This window comes from Streptomyces griseosporeus (genome assembly GCF_014656055.1).
GTDB classification, from domain to species: domain Bacteria; phylum Actinomycetota; class Actinomycetes; order Streptomycetales; family Streptomycetaceae; genus Streptomyces; species Streptomyces griseosporeus.
Genome location: NZ_BNBR01000011.1, coordinates 1 through 13,535, shown reverse-complemented (window position 1 = coordinate 13,535; position 13,535 = coordinate 1). Strand labels below are relative to the sequence as shown.

The following is a 13,535-nucleotide window of genomic DNA, read 5'->3' as shown; positions in this document are numbered from 1 at the left end:
CCCGTCTTCTTCTGGGCAATCATCTGAATACGACGACGCGCCGCGTCAGACTTTGCCTTTCGTACATCCTCATTCGGAGCCTTTCGGCCCTGCATGAAAGGCGGAAGCTTCTTGTCTTCTCCCTTGGGAGGAGTAATCATTTCAGACTCCTACGGCTGGTAATTCGAAACGGTCGTCTTGTCGTCTGCCAGACGCACGGCGTAAACCATGTCGTTGACCGTCATCTGGTCAAGCAGCGTATTCGTGTAGTACGCGGCATTAATGGCCTGGAGCCGAGAACGCAGGGCAGTGATGGAAACGTAATTGCTCGCGTTCGAAAGATTCGAGCCGCTTCCACCCTGGTCTGCAACAGCCTTGAGACTGTTCACAAAACCAACATTCGGCGGACGAGTCATTGTGTTAGCCATTTGGCATACCTCCCTCCGGAGACATTCCTCTTCCAGGTTGCTGCTGCTGAGACGGATCCATTTGTCCGCCAGCAGCAATTGCCTGAAGCATTTCTTCAGGAACCTGACCGCTTTCCATGCCACCTGATGTTACCGCATTCTGACCCTCTTGAGGAGCTGGCTGCCCAGGAATTTGTCCGAGCGCCATCATATGCTGATTGACGTGCTGCTCAAAAAGCGCCTTGATTTCCTGAGGCAGCTGTTCAAATTCCTGAGACTTGCGATAGGTGTTGTGGACGGAAATGTGAGCCTGGTGCGCGTCGTAAGAATTGACTGGCACAATGAGTGGAGGCTCTGTCGGATTCCCAGCCTGGTCCACCAAAGGCTGACCCGTATTCGGATCGACCAAAGGTTGAGTCGGATCAGGCATTCCAGTGAGCGGATCCTTGGCGACAAATGTTTGAGCGTACTGCGAAATCTGTTCCTGTGTTACGGACGCCATCCGCATATTTTCGCGAGTAGCCTGCGCATAGTCCACACGAACTTCATCATAGAGTCTTTGTACGCCGCCCATGTCCATAAGCTCAAGGCCCTTTTCTGGGGGAACAAAGCCCTGAGTCATTAGGTCCATTATGAAAGCCTGCTTGGCAGCCTTTGAAGTGGGGAGCGCACTTCCAGCCTCAACGCGCAAATCTGTGTTGTCTCGCAGATCTGAACCGCTGAAACTTATGACATTGAAAGTTCCATCCTTGCCAGTCACCTTTACCTGGCGAGGCAGATCCCAATACTGCTTGACGTAACAAAGCGTCTGATAGCCAATCTTTTCAAACGCTTCTTCAACGCCAGCATAAGTTGTGGACAGCATTGATTCATCCTGCTCTTGCAGGAAGTTAATTGCTGTCGCGGCAGTAACGCCAGAAGGAACTTGACCCTTTGAAACTTGATGCTGACCTGAAATGTCTTCGAAATCCATAAGAAGACGATCCAGCTCCTGCAAAACATAAGCAGGAAGATTTTGCATCGGGAGCGCAGATGGCTCAGGATAGCCCAAGTTGTATTCAATTACCTGACCCGGTTCGGTGGTAATTTTACTGGCTGTGATTGAACCCTTGGCGGCAAGAAGTCGCTCATGCCCCATTCGATTCTTGTTCTCAGTGATCTGCCCGCGCGTACGATTGTACTCACGCTGAATTGTCACTAGGTCGGTAATGACACTGTCAGCGTAAAATCGTCCAGTGGGAATGTGAGGCACCCTAGTGAATGGGTACTGCTGGTGAATGTAAGGATTACCCTCAACGAACTGGACCAGCTTGTCGCCAACTATTGTGAACATGCCACCATTCGGCATGAACTCAACATTTCCTGGCTTAACCCAAACTTCGTAGCAGAGAACGGAATCGTTCTTGTAATCGCTGGCGCCAACTAGATTGAGGAAGCTGTCATTGAGAATGTCGTTTGCCTCAACAGTGTTGGGCGCGACATTCATTTTGTAGTTCAGCCTAATCCATTCAGGACTGCGCGTCTGAATCTGAATGACGTAAGGCTGATCCTCAATGTCTTCCTGCATGAGATCCGGCACGAAAATATGGAAGGGGGTCACATTTTCGTAGCAGAAATCACCGTCAGGCGGAGTTTTGGGACCAAGAATTGCATTTGGCTGCCACTGCTTTGACTTCTTGTTAGGATCCCAATAGGTCTTCATGAAGCCAGTACCGGTGCAAAGCGTCCAGAGGATTGTCTGGCGGAACTTTGAACCAATCTTCTGGCTTCGGTAGACCGAATCCCAAATCTGCTCACCAGCCTGAGCGGCAGCCAAATCCTTGTCTTCATTCGTAGACGGCACAACTGTTGCGCTAGGCTTCTGTGCCGTCAGTCGAGAAATCTCTGTACGAATGATAGGGCGGATACGGTTAATAACAGGCCGAGCACGATAGTAGGGAGCGGGAGGGATATAAAGACGAACGCTAGAACCAGAACCGTTAGAATTCTGGACAGGTACCAATGTGACATTTTGCTTCCCTGCGTAGAATGCAAGGTTCAAATACCACTGACGTTCAAGCTGCTGTCGAATTGACCTGCATCGGAGGTGAGCGGATTTCGTCCACGCGATTACTCGGTTTTCGAAATCCTTATTCTTGGAGCGACTCGCCAGCTCTGAAATCTGCTCCTGAGAATAAGGCTCAGTGTTTCCTCCGGGGACGACGGAAGATGTTGCTGCCATTCACCTCCTTTTTAGGTCAGTGGGTACGGAAAGCGTCCGGACCGCCAAATTCAGAAAGGAATTCATCATCCGTCTGCGCAAAGGCAAGAGACGGATCCATCCCTTGCTCCCGATACTTATTCGCTAGACGAAAGGCCATCTGCTGATCGTCCAGCACTGGAATTGGATCGGCGTCGCTTTGGTTTGGTGACTGATTCGTCAAACTCTGAGTTGTCGTCCACTGAAGATTCTGAAACGTCTGCAAATCCTTCGACGCTACCAGATTCGTCACTGTCATTAGATTCTGAGTCTGTTCCTTCAGGATCCGACTCATCCATTGGAACAGAAGAAGCATTGCTGCTGTCAGGATCAGAACTACCGCAATGACAGTTGCTGAGAAGTAGGCGGGCGGCACGAAGTTGCTCCCTAGCTTCGATCCAACGATCGTCACCCCGTGAAATTTCTTCCTGAAGATTCCGCTCTGCGAGAACCCAATCAGACTTCAGGCCGTAACCAAGAAGATCAGCGATTTCGCCAATGCAAAAAGTGCAGAGGTAAATTACGCCATACCAATCCTGAGTTTCGCCCCACTCTACAAACTGTCGCCCATCCCCACCGGCGCCCTTGCAAACAATGCAGACGCCAGGATTGAGGATAGCGACATTTGTCAGCCGGTAGCGAGAATTAGGATTCTCCTCAGCGAACTTCTGGACGTCGATAGGGCCTGTCGGAGATTCAGTTTCCTCAGGCTCGGGATCGACGCTTGCCTGCTGAATTAGATTCTGAAGATCCTGTGGGATTGCCCCACCCGCCGAGACAGCGAATGGGGCATCAACGTCATTGTCTTCCGTAATCATTGGTCGATCGGGGTCACCATACATTCCCCTGACCAAGATTTCGGGGTTATTTACGTCCACTGCGTGGAATTACCTTCCTCAGATGAATCAGTTCCATCCGACTCAACATAGGGTTCCTCGGCGGTAGACATTTCGGAAGTATTCTCTTCCACGTCGCCGTCAGAAACCTCCGTTCCTTCTGAATCATTAACGTCCGCGAGACCGGCCGCAGTTTCCTCGGACGGGGCGGAATCAACTGGGACGTCATTCTGGTTTTCATCCGCGTAGTGTACCGTGCGATAATTCGAGGGAACAGTTCCCGTACGCTCCTGAACTTCAGGAGTCCAACCCGGGTAAGTATTGTCTACGACAACTTCCCGAGGTTCACGATCCTCAAGTCGCGCCGCACGATCCTCATGCTGCTGAAGTTCGAGCCGGTCGAGACGCTCATTGTGAGCAGCAGCACCAAGAGTGGGGTTGTCCCAAATTGCGGGATCGAGGTCAGTCACTTTCTACCGCCTTTCGGTGAGCACAATCACAATGCGTGTGACCGTGACAATTGTCGTGATCGTTTCGCGCACATCTCGGACAGATGAAACTACATGTCATCATTGAGAACAATCCGCCAATCTGTTTTCGGTTGGCTAAATCTCGGGTTCAAATTAGGATCTGTATTCCAATCACCCAATCCCGGGAGTTTAGCCGACGTGCCTCCAATTTGTGGCAACGCAGTTCGTTCTGGAAGTTTGACCGATTGCTTCAGCTCGGGCATAAAACTGAAGAAGTAGCGACATTCGTCGCAAGCGTGGTCATCCTTCTTGTGGATTTGATCGTACGGATTGTTTTGACTCTGTTGTTTCTTCGATGCCCAAGTTTTCCATCGGAGCCTGCTGATTTCACGAATCAGGTTAGCGCAGTTGCGCGTTATGCGCCAGGACGGTGTTCCGTCTTCCCGCAATGCGAGGTACTGATTGACTTTCGCGACACCGGTTAGGACGTCGTTATTGCCCAGAACAAAACCAATTCCCCGAATCGCGTATTCCGTTTGAATACTCGTTCCCGTGACCGCCTGCTTTTGCGCAAGGGCAGGGTCACAGATATTGACGTCTGGTAGCCTCCCATGCTCTTTGTTTTTCTGGTGAATGACAGCCGCATGATACTCAATGATTCGTCCCGCTTCATAATGTTCGTCAAAAGTGATGACTTCATTGTCAGGATTGACCGCGTGCCAATGAACCGCTGTCGGGTTATTGAAACCATGATCAAGTGACATGTAATGCTTGAACTGGGGGCCGCGAAACTCTAGCGGATCAATTTCGTCAATGACGTGAATCTTTGGATTGAAGGCCTTGTAGACCAAACCACCCATCTGAACAAACTTTCCGGAGCCACGAGCATTTCGCTCGTCCTCAGAAAGTGAATTCAGAAACTCCTCAACCTCAGTTTTGTCGAGGTGAGGATTCTCGGCCATGTCAACTTCAGTGATATCAATGTTTGGGTCGCCAAGAACACCTTTTTCGTAAATGGTGTCGTAAATCCACGTCATGCCCTCGACGGGCGTCATTGTGATCCAGAGGTGACCCTTTCGGTCAATGAGGCGCGCCATATTTTCAGTGTAAATTGTTTCGGGCGGCTCTTCGTCAAAATGCACGAAATCTCGTGAGGTTCCGGCAAATTTATCGAGGTCCTGATCGTAGGACATGAGTTCAACGAAGGAACCGTTTTCCAAATATAGTGTTCGCGTAGACGCTTCGTAAGCAGTTGTCCAAGCGCCTCCTCTGAGCTGAGAAGGTGGAAGCCATTGCTTGAGTTGAGGCTTGATGATTTTCTCAATTCCATTGAGAAAGTCAACCGAGATGATTCGTCCCGCAATTGGTCGGTCTGGAATTCGCTGGAATGGATGACTCCTGGTGAGCCACCAAATGTCTTCAACGATTCCTCCCGTAGTCTTCCCACTACGGTTTCCACCAATGTAGAGACGGATTCGTTTACTGCTTCGATGAAACTTTCTTTGCTTGGAATGAGGTACGTAGGAATTGATATCTGGGAAATCAGCAACACGCGCAAGATTTTCACCTAGATCTCGAAATGCATCCTGGATAGAAGTAATCTTCTTTCGAGGCGGCATATCCTCCTTTTTAAAGTTCGAAAACTTTAAACTCGCCCATTTGACGCGGGTCCCTAGCTCCGCAATACGGCAGGCACTACCGGCCAGGCCCCTCCGCTCCTACGTCGCTCCAGAAACCTGTCCGGCAGCCCCAGCCTACATTGCTACGCCCCGCGTCAATCGGTCGAGTTCAAACTTTTCTCACGGATCCGTATATTTGCCGGTTCCGGCAGCGTATTGAATTCCACCCAGGTAAATTCGATTAAAGTCTGCGGTTCCACCAAATCCGCGCACAGTGGGATTTTCAGTTGTGTTCTCTGGGATGTAAATGCGCGCACCCTGGTAAGAGTTTGTGTTCGTGCCGTCCGTCCCGACGGATATAGGTTCATGCCCCAGCATGAAAACAGCTTTCTGTCGAGGTAGCAAACCTTGCGGGAGTGGTTTGAGCACGGGCAGTGAAGTGTTTCGTGCAAAGTTTCCCGAAGTTGGTCCGATTACGCCACGCCAGAAAACTTTACCCTTGTTGTCATAGGCGATGGCGAAAGGGTTTGAGCCGGTTGGATTGAGTGACCACGTGCCATCATTGAGGCAAGTCGTCGGTACAACTTTCCATGGTGAAATGCCGTCATGAATGGGGCGCCAATGCCAACCCCAGTTAGCATCTTTTACCACGAGGAGATAAATAGATTGGGTGTCGCTCTTATAGAAGCGGTCACCAATGTTGTAGCTTCCTGAGGATGGCAAAGTTGTGCCGGACGGGGGAGCGGGAATGTCGACAATTTTATCCCAGTTCGGATTGAACCAAGTATCGACTGCTGACATTGAATCCGTCGGTTCAGGTTTTGCGAGTCCGTAATTCGACGTAGGCGGTTCAGGCATTTAGTACCACCAACTCAATTGGTCTAGCATGATGAAGTTACCGCCGCCCGGTCCACCCATATACTGGACTGAGATTCTGACGAAGTCGGTGGAGACGTCAACTTTCGCCATGGCGGAAGCAACTACCGTAGTCCCTGCCGATAGCGCTGCTGCAATTGGCTGTACGTGAATTCCGCCAACGGGTGCAAATGAAATGCCAGGTGAACCGGTCGTAGAAAAGTTCATGGCAAAGTAGCTGCCAAGCGTCCACGGGTTTGCCGCAGAGTCAAATTGGTAGCCACCTGCACATTCAATTTTCCTCAGGTAGCTATTGTTACGCCATTTTGGCTGGAAGCCTGGACGGATAGCCCGTGGCGATACGACTGGAAGATTTACCCATGCTCCCCAGCCAGTTTGAATTGTATCGTCAGGCGTCCGCCCGGCGGATCCGTTCCAAACATTGTACCGTCCACCGGAAGGGTATTCCTGTCCAGTTTCAACGTTTGGCAGGAAGCCACCAACAATGTACGGCCCGACCTTGTTGTCGATTTCGTCCCAGTTGAGATTGATCTGGTTGACTTCATCGACATTTGGATCGCCGGTAATTTTGTTGAGATTGAGGAAAGCCATTATCCCGTCACCTCAACATTGTATTCGATCCCGTAGAGGTCAATTCTGTTTTCGTCCGAGCCTGCGGTCGGATTGCCGCCATACCTTTTATACTGAACGTCGACTGAAAAGAAACCCACACGAGCAATGCTGTAGGGCGCAGCATTGCCAGCATGCATGGTGAAATACTTTCCTGTCGTTGGAATGGTCAGACTGGGCAGAGTGATGATGTTCGTTACATTTGTGTTGAGGGGGAGATTTGATCCGCCGAGCCAAAAGGCACCCGTCCACTCAATTTTAGCAGTGGTAGGGCTTGAGGCTCGGCGAATGATTCTCCACATCACTGGATGGTCAGGATGTTGACTGTAAGGAGAATTAACCGCTACGGGCGTCCATGTGGAAACGAACGCCCATGGATCCTGAACAAAAGAAGTTCCTGATCTGTAATAACTTGGCACGCTATTTGAGTAAGGCTTGTAATAGCGTCCGTACGGAACGTCAATCAGGTCAGGAATCTTTTGATCCGGCGGAACGTATTCGTACTCCAGCAGCCGCTTCAGATTCTTGTCGATGATTTCCCAGTTGCGATTGAGCTGGGTTTCAACGTCGACGAATTCAGTTGGCGCGGGCTTGTAAAGTTTGAAGACGTTTGTGTAACTTCCCACTCACCCTACTTCTTTGGAATAGTGAGCTTTACGCCAGGCTTCAGAACAACAAGGCTCGGATTGGCCTCGACGAATTCAATCCAACGGTCTCCGCTGCCGAGGTACTTTTCCGCTAGTCCCCAAAGTGTGTCACTATTTCCAACGGTGACCGTACCGGTTCCGGAAGGGGCAGGCTTTGGGCGAGTAGGGAGCTTCGGCTTCGGCCCTTCCTGAATTGCCTGCCAAATGTGGCCGCGAGCTTCCTGCATGGGCATTAGCTTGCCACGATAGCCAGGGTCCCACTTTCCCTGCTGCCATTCACCGTGCGCAATTACACTCTTATCCTTCCAACCGTGCTCCGTGCAAATTGCAGCCTGGAGGCGAATGGTGGACTTGTACTGTGCGTCGGTCATTCCAACCTGACCGTCATACATTACTTCCCAGCCGTAAAAATGAGCATTGCCGTCCGTGTCGGCCGGACCGGGCTTCAAAGTTACGGCGCCATAGTCTTCATTGATAACGTGATTCAGAACCGTATGACTGCCAAGTCCAGCGTGATTTGCACGCCCCCAGCCAACAAGGTGAACAACACCGTGAGTGTCAATTCCACCGTGGCAAAGTGGACCAGGAAGTCCGGCGTAGCCATTCCACAGGGTCTGAATCATTGAGTCCTGATTGTTGGACCCGGTGTGGTGAATCATGGAGCCGTGCATTTCGACGCCCCATGCGCCCTTCTGGTTGCGATTGTGGTCACGCCACGAAATCTGTCCAAACTTGTGCTCCTGGAAGGGGATTCCCCACTCCTTCAGGAGTTCTATCATTCTGTTCGCGCTCATTGCCTTGCTCACGTTTTAAATCCTCACGTCGTGTTGTCGGTGAAATTAATGAAGTTCTTGAGCATGTTGATGAGATTGGTCAAAGCAACGTTTCCACCCTTAGCTCCCGTCAAAACTAGCGCAGGAACCGTCAGATTACCAGAGGCATCCATTTGCAGCGGACCAAGCTTTGGTGATGAAACGCCATCATGAATGTGGTTTCCAGGGCTAGCCTGATTTCGTCCAGTTCCCAAAGTGTGATGCTGGCTTCGGGGCCCACTATCTACGTCGCTCTGAGAATGTGACCTGTTGCTTTCAGCGGCAGATGGAACATTTCCCGAGGCGGCGTCTTTTTCTGCGTTGTAAACCTGCCCGAACTTGTCAGGCTTTGTCGTCGGAGAGGGGTCCAATTGTTCGCCAGGCTTGATGCCAAATTTCACTGGCGTCAATTCACGCCCAGTTCCTTCAGCCATTATTCATCACTTCCCAATCCGGGTGGAACTGGAACGCTTTGAAGTTCGCCACTAATCGTCCGCGTGCGGAAATCATTTGCGTTGCTCATCATTTGATTCGTCAGCCCTGTGCTGAAACTTTCCGCAGTCGCTACGTTCGAAAGTTCGATGGCCATGTTGTGCAGAGTGACAGGATCCTTCACGTACTTCTGAATTATCTCGATGAAAGTGTGAAGGACTCGTCGAATATCGATCTGCTGCTCTTCGTTTGGTCGGTAGCGTCCAGTAATTTCGTACAACGCCTTCACGGATGCGACGTTACCATTTCGCGCGCCCTTGAGAACACCCTTATGGGCTTCGAAAACACTGTTCCTCAGCATAACTTCGCTACGGTCTCGCACGTAGGAAGCAAACTGATCGTCCAGAAGCCATGTGGACCATTGGCGCGTCGTAATGCCAATGTCGCGCAGCTTCTTTTCGTCGCTCCTGCGATCGTACGGGTCCAACATTGCAGCAATGGCATGCTGCTGTTCATCCGTGAGTTTGTCTTGCATGGGAGGGTAAACAATTCCCCTCGCCCTGAAAGACTTTTGAACTAGTGGGTTGGCCGCAAATCCCAGCAGCCATTTTTCATCTATGCCGGTCCAGCGCTGCAAGATTTGAGCAACCGTCGGCGATGAGCCGGTCGATGAATGAAAACGCTCGATGAAAAAGATGAGGTCGAGTTCTGTGTCAGAAAGGCTTTCAGTCAATGTTCTTCGGCCCCCGATCGATTCCCCTCAGGCGCTTCTTGCGGTCTTCTTCCAGCCTCACAATTGCCTTGCTAACAAGCTCTTTCGTCGCTTCGTGCTTTTGAACCGGCACAACAAGTTCACGAGCAACATACGCCATGGCAAGCTGGAACGCGTAAATTGAAAGCGTCTTAGCGTCCCAAGTGTTTGAATCTACCGCGTGCTGAACAACCTGAGCGCTAATTGTGAGCACCGCAACAACAATCACTGGATTGTTTTTGATGGACTTCCAAATTGCTCTCACTGAAATTGCCCCCTCCGGGGTCTAGATGAAAACCGTTGTCACTAAGGGGCCGGTTAGGGGCCGGAAATCCATGATCACGCCCCTGGATGCCTCTTCCTGGCCTCTAGATGCCCCTCTCGCGCGTCTGACCCCCTCTTAGGTACTTATGGAAGGGCGAGCGCTCCTAGGCCGTTAGAGAGGCGTCTGCGGCCTCGCCCTCTGGGAGAATTTCCGTCCAACTTTTGTCGATCAAATCGTTTTCGTAGAGCGCATCAAAAACCTGCTTAGGCATTTGCTTTTGAATGCCTTCTTCGTATCGCTGCACCATGTCGGGGTGAACACAAAGCCCAACAGCAAATTGTGTCGGGCTCGACCAGTATCCGCTCCGCCAGCGCTCAAAAATTATGTGTCCAGGTTCGCGACTCATCCGTCGGTTCAATCGCGTCGGTTCAATTCGTTCGACCGTCGCCCTGCGCGATGCCTTCTGAAATTGCACGTACCGTCGGTGAACCGCAGCAGGTTCAATTGAAAGTGCGTTGGCAACCCACTTTTGAAGTGCAGGGTTCAGACTGCTGTATGTTCCCTGTTCGGCCCTCGAAAGATACTGCCTTGAAAGTCCGAGTCGCTTTGCAAGGGCTGGCATTGAAAGCCCCTTGCTCAATCGTCCGTCGGTGATTGGATTCACAACATCGCCAGTGAAACTTGCGTTAACCAAAGGCCTCCCTTTTAAAAACGCCCGAACATTAGTACCATTTTAAGTCTTACCTCGTTGGTTGACAACGCCAATAAAGTTTTGAAAATTTTCGTCGCCGTGGCGATGCCTGACACGACTGGAAGTTCGACGTGTTCGCGAAGTTGCTTTCTTTGTTTGCTGCCTTCTTTCTCGGTTTGTTTGTTGCCGAGCCGGAGCCATTTTATGTGATGTGGGATTTGGTGAGACTCGGGATTGGTTGACACTGGTTTTTTGGTATGTCCATTGCTGGGGACCAGAAGAAGGAAACGCGAGTGGATTTTTGGACAACATCAAATGCACCCTGTTGAATGTGTCTTGTCAGCGCAACGAATCAGGAAATGGAGAAAGAAATGGGCAAGCGAATTGCGGGAATGGCTATCGCACTGATTGCCCTGATTTCTTTCCTGGTCGTCGGCGGTACGATCGTCCACTCCTTCAAGGAATTCCGTGAGCGCACCAATCCTTGGTCTCTGACCAATGTGCGTGCGAAGCAGGAAGAAGAGTTGGAGTGGCATCTGTTTCACGCTGAGGCGTATGCCGAGTACAGCGACGAATTCACTCGGCTCTTTGAGTCGCTCGAATTCAAGCAGGCGAAGAATGGTGCGCCCATGATTCGTCGCGCTGGCGAAAAGTCCTTCAAGTTTGTTTCGAAGGGCTAGTTCAAATCAATCGGGGCGTGGCTGTGGCCGCTGCGCCCCAATCAGAAAGGTGTCAGCAAATGGTGACCATCCCCTTCTCTACTGGCTTCAGCGTCGACGTGAACGTCGTCCGTGAGAATGGCGAAATGATCGTCCTCGCGGATTACGACAGCACGATCGCGACGGACGCATTCGACTACGCCATTCAGGCGCTGGGCTACTTCCGATTCGCCATTCAATCGATGGACGCGCGAAAGATTCAGATCATCGTGCGCCTCGGCAACCAAATCATTCAGGTGACCGAGATCGCAAAGGAAGTCCCCGAGGATGGCGGTTTCGTAGAGACTGTCTGATCTCCAATTGAAGAAGCCCCCGGTTCGCCGGGGGTTTTTTCAGGGCCGCGACTGGAAATGCGAGTGGAATTTTTGCAGCTAGTCGCCCGGCCTGTAGTGTCTTCCTTGTCGCCAAGAGAGGACGCAGAATCGTACTGATCGACGTACGTTTCTCCTTACGGGTTTTACTCCCGACTTGGCTGCTATGACTTTGTTTTGCCTTGCAGCTCTGAATTGGTGCAGTGGGTTAGAGTCCCATGGCCATTTCGGGTCTCACTCGTCGCCTTGTGGGCGATAGATAGACGAACGCTGCCCGTTCTTTGTGAACTGAATAGCGATAGCCCAAAATCCGAGGCGCGCGCCTTTTGAATTGCACTGACTGAGCTTTTCATTCCGCGCCCGGTTGCAAATGTTCGTCACCTTTTGGTGATCCAACGTTTGTACGCATATACGCTTGACAAGTCTCAGCTAAGCACTCGCTTAGTTGGGCGCAAGTTTGGTCACGGATCTGAACCGGGCAAACCGGGGCGGAAAAGTCCACTCCTAGAGTGAGACACCGTGGCCATTCTTGCCCCCACCTATGCTAGAATCTCAGTGGGAAGCAACCCCCCGATCGAAGGGACTCACATCATGGCTGCGATCACCTCGTTTGAGGAAGCTCTTAAGGCGTCTGGTCTGCCGAAGGAGGCGCTGGCTCCGATTCAGAGTGCGTGGGATAACGCATTCAAGCTTATCGTCGAAAACAACAAGCGTATCGCTCAGGTCAATGCGTCTAAGGCGAATGACCCGAACAACACGGAATACCTGGACTCGCTGTGGAAGTCTGCGCAGGCGAACGGGGACGAGGAAATCGCCCCGCTGGCGGACAAGTTCGACGCAGTCTCGGCTGAATACGAGCGGCTTATTGCAGAGCTGCGCGAAAAGGCGAAGGCTCACGTTCCGGCTCAGCTTTCTGAGGACGAGACCAAGAGCATGCGCGCTCTGGTGAATCAGAGTGCTGACGCAATCGACACTGCGCGAAAGCAGGCTCTGGCTCTGGTCACCATCATCGATTCCATGCTCGAAGTTAAGGGCATGGCAATTGAGGGCGGTGTGGCTTCGCTTCTTCCGCAGGCGGATTCGCTGAAGAACACTCGTGGTCGAAAGGGTGCGACTGGTGAAAAGTCGTACTCCACTCGAATCACTGGCTTCGACTTCAACGGCAACAAGGTTGCCAATGACGAGGGCAAGGTGAACTTCCGATTCGCCGCGAACAAGGTGAGTGAGGAAATCGGGGCGACGACTTACCCTGAGAACCGAATCACCGGTGACGAAATCGAGGCGGCGTTCTTCAAGGCGCTCGGTAAGGAATTCCGTTCGGTCAAGTCGACCGAGATTCCGGCCAGGACCGATTTCGATTTCGAGAAGGCGGTCAAGGTTTCGGATGACAAGACCGAGACCCGGGTCCTGAAGTTCACGGTTTACGGTCCGCAGCCTGAGACGAACAACACGAACAACGCTCCGGCCGAAAAGCCTGCTGAGGAAAAGAAGAATGACGCCCCGGCAAATGCTGAGGCTGCCCCGGTCGTGACTAAGCCCGCCGCAAAGATTGACACGCGGACTGAGGCTCAGAAGAAGGCGGAGGCTGCCAAGAAGTAAGGCCAGCAAAACCGGGAAGCAAAACCAGGAAAGCCCTACTCAAATGAGTGGGGCTTTTTTGGGTAGGAGGTAGAAACGATGGACGCTGAAAACTGTGAGCACAGGTACACTGAATACTTCACTCCCGAAAAGTGCGGGACGTATTGCTTGCGATGTGGAGAACGAAAGCCGGAAGAGAAATCTTGCTGCCACGATGATGGCTGCTTTGATTGCGGCCCATGCACTTGTTCCAATGTATGACCCTAGCCCACTCAATTGAGTGGGCTTTTTTTT

16 protein-coding genes are annotated in these 13,535 nt (G+C 51.6%); 3 read left to right on the top strand and 13 right to left on the bottom strand.

The window, feature by feature from the left end; translation table 11 throughout:
• Nucleotides 1–149: 149 nt before the first annotated feature.
• From IE308_RS36395 to IE308_RS36335, 13 genes are all read right to left on the bottom strand, one after another.
• The gene (locus IE308_RS36395) at nucleotides 150–407 is read right to left on the bottom strand and encodes a hypothetical protein (protein ID WP_190221169.1); all 258 of its coding nucleotides are present in this window, start codon (nucleotides 405–407) and stop codon (nucleotides 150–152) included.
• Entirely contained in the window at nucleotides 400–2,607 is a 2,208-nt protein-coding gene (locus IE308_RS36390; RefSeq protein WP_190221168.1) for a portal protein, read from the bottom strand. Before IE308_RS36390 ends, IE308_RS36395 begins: the two co-directional genes overlap by 8 nt.
• Nucleotides 2,608–2,623: 16 nt before the next feature.
• Nucleotides 2,624–3,037: a hypothetical protein gene (locus IE308_RS36385; RefSeq protein ID WP_190221167.1), complete on the bottom strand. Its 414-nt coding sequence runs from the start codon at nucleotides 3,035–3,037 to the stop codon at nucleotides 2,624–2,626.
• Between the two features lie 456 nt (nucleotides 3,038–3,493).
• On the bottom strand, nucleotides 3,494–3,931 hold the full coding sequence (locus IE308_RS36380) for a hypothetical protein (protein ID WP_190221166.1): 438 nt from the start codon (nucleotides 3,929–3,931) through the stop codon (nucleotides 3,494–3,496).
• Nucleotides 3,932–4,020: 89 nt separating this feature from the next.
• Nucleotides 4,021–5,550 (bottom strand): terminase large subunit domain-containing protein, encoded by a 1,530-nt coding sequence (locus tag IE308_RS36375; RefSeq protein WP_190221165.1) that lies wholly within the window; start codon nucleotides 5,548–5,550, stop codon nucleotides 4,021–4,023.
• A gap of 180 nt (nucleotides 5,551–5,730) precedes the next feature.
• Nucleotides 5,731–6,408 (bottom strand): hypothetical protein, encoded by a 678-nt coding sequence (locus tag IE308_RS36370; RefSeq protein ID WP_190221164.1) that lies wholly within the window; start codon nucleotides 6,406–6,408, stop codon nucleotides 5,731–5,733.
• The gene (locus tag IE308_RS36365; protein ID WP_190221163.1) at nucleotides 6,409–7,017 is read right to left on the bottom strand and encodes a hypothetical protein; all 609 of its coding nucleotides are present in this window, start codon (nucleotides 7,015–7,017) and stop codon (nucleotides 6,409–6,411) included.
• Nucleotides 7,017–7,661: a hypothetical protein gene (locus IE308_RS36360; RefSeq protein ID WP_190221162.1), complete on the bottom strand. Its 645-nt coding sequence runs from the start codon at nucleotides 7,659–7,661 to the stop codon at nucleotides 7,017–7,019. The genes IE308_RS36365 and IE308_RS36360 overlap by 1 nt, the downstream gene beginning before the upstream one ends.
• A gap of 5 nt (nucleotides 7,662–7,666) precedes the next feature.
• The gene (locus IE308_RS36355) at nucleotides 7,667–8,488 is read right to left on the bottom strand and encodes a peptidoglycan recognition protein family protein (RefSeq protein WP_190221161.1); all 822 of its coding nucleotides are present in this window, start codon (nucleotides 8,486–8,488) and stop codon (nucleotides 7,667–7,669) included.
• Between the two features lie 11 nt (nucleotides 8,489–8,499).
• Nucleotides 8,500–8,928, bottom strand: coding sequence for a hypothetical protein (locus IE308_RS36350; RefSeq protein WP_190221160.1), 429 nt, complete (start codon nucleotides 8,926–8,928; stop codon nucleotides 8,500–8,502).
• Nucleotides 8,928–9,659 carry a hypothetical protein gene (locus tag IE308_RS36345; RefSeq protein WP_190221159.1) on the bottom strand — a complete coding sequence of 244 codons (732 nt, stop codon included), beginning with the start codon at nucleotides 9,657–9,659 and terminating at the stop codon, nucleotides 8,928–8,930. The genes IE308_RS36350 and IE308_RS36345 overlap by 1 nt, the downstream gene beginning before the upstream one ends.
• Nucleotides 9,652–9,942 (bottom strand): hypothetical protein, encoded by a 291-nt coding sequence (locus IE308_RS36340; RefSeq protein ID WP_190221158.1) that lies wholly within the window; start codon nucleotides 9,940–9,942, stop codon nucleotides 9,652–9,654. The genes IE308_RS36345 and IE308_RS36340 overlap by 8 nt, the downstream gene beginning before the upstream one ends.
• Nucleotides 9,943–10,105: 163 nt before the next feature.
• Nucleotides 10,106–10,606 (bottom strand): helix-turn-helix domain-containing protein, encoded by a 501-nt coding sequence (locus IE308_RS36335; RefSeq protein ID WP_190221157.1) that lies wholly within the window; start codon nucleotides 10,604–10,606, stop codon nucleotides 10,106–10,108.
• A 398-nt stretch (nucleotides 10,607–11,004) separates the two neighbouring features.
• Here IE308_RS36335 and IE308_RS36330 point away from each other — a divergent pair, with 398 nt between their 5' ends.
• From IE308_RS36330 to IE308_RS36320, 3 genes are all read left to right on the top strand, one after another.
• Complete coding sequence (locus IE308_RS36330; protein WP_190221156.1) at nucleotides 11,005–11,313, top strand: hypothetical protein; 309 nt, start codon at nucleotides 11,005–11,007, stop codon at nucleotides 11,311–11,313.
• A gap of 59 nt (nucleotides 11,314–11,372) precedes the next feature.
• Nucleotides 11,373–11,645 (top strand): hypothetical protein, encoded by a 273-nt coding sequence (locus IE308_RS36325; protein WP_190221155.1) that lies wholly within the window; start codon nucleotides 11,373–11,375, stop codon nucleotides 11,643–11,645.
• Between the two features lie 609 nt (nucleotides 11,646–12,254).
• The gene (locus IE308_RS36320) at nucleotides 12,255–13,262 is read left to right on the top strand and encodes a hypothetical protein (RefSeq protein ID WP_190221154.1); all 1,008 of its coding nucleotides are present in this window, start codon (nucleotides 12,255–12,257) and stop codon (nucleotides 13,260–13,262) included.
• Nucleotides 13,263–13,535 lie beyond the last annotated feature (273 nt).

What these genes read in the sequence shown, in the direction of transcription:
- IE308_RS36365 (WP_190221163.1), bottom strand. Translation starts at nt 7,017, where the DNA reads ATGGCTTTCCTCAATCTCAACAAAATTACCGGCGATCCAAATGTCGAT.
- IE308_RS36390 (WP_190221168.1), bottom strand. Translation starts at nt 2,607, where the DNA reads ATGGCAGCAACATCTTCCGTCGTCCCCGGAGGAAACACTGAGCCTTAT.
- IE308_RS36330 (WP_190221156.1), top strand. Translation starts at nt 11,005, where the DNA reads ATGGGCAAGCGAATTGCGGGAATGGCTATCGCACTGATTGCCCTGATT.
- IE308_RS36375 (WP_190221165.1), bottom strand. Translation starts at nt 5,550, where the DNA reads ATGCCGCCTCGAAAGAAGATTACTTCTATCCAGGATGCATTTCGAGAT.
- IE308_RS36370 (WP_190221164.1), bottom strand. Translation starts at nt 6,408, where the DNA reads ATGCCTGAACCGCCTACGTCGAATTACGGACTCGCAAAACCTGAACCG.
- IE308_RS36350 (WP_190221160.1), bottom strand. Translation starts at nt 8,928, where the DNA reads ATGGCTGAAGGAACTGGGCGTGAATTGACGCCAGTGAAATTTGGCATC.
- IE308_RS36395 (WP_190221169.1), bottom strand. Translation starts at nt 407, where the DNA reads ATGGCTAACACAATGACTCGTCCGCCGAATGTTGGTTTTGTGAACAGT.
- IE308_RS36325 (WP_190221155.1), top strand. Translation starts at nt 11,373, where the DNA reads ATGGTGACCATCCCCTTCTCTACTGGCTTCAGCGTCGACGTGAACGTC.
- IE308_RS36320 (WP_190221154.1), top strand. Translation starts at nt 12,255, where the DNA reads ATGGCTGCGATCACCTCGTTTGAGGAAGCTCTTAAGGCGTCTGGTCTG.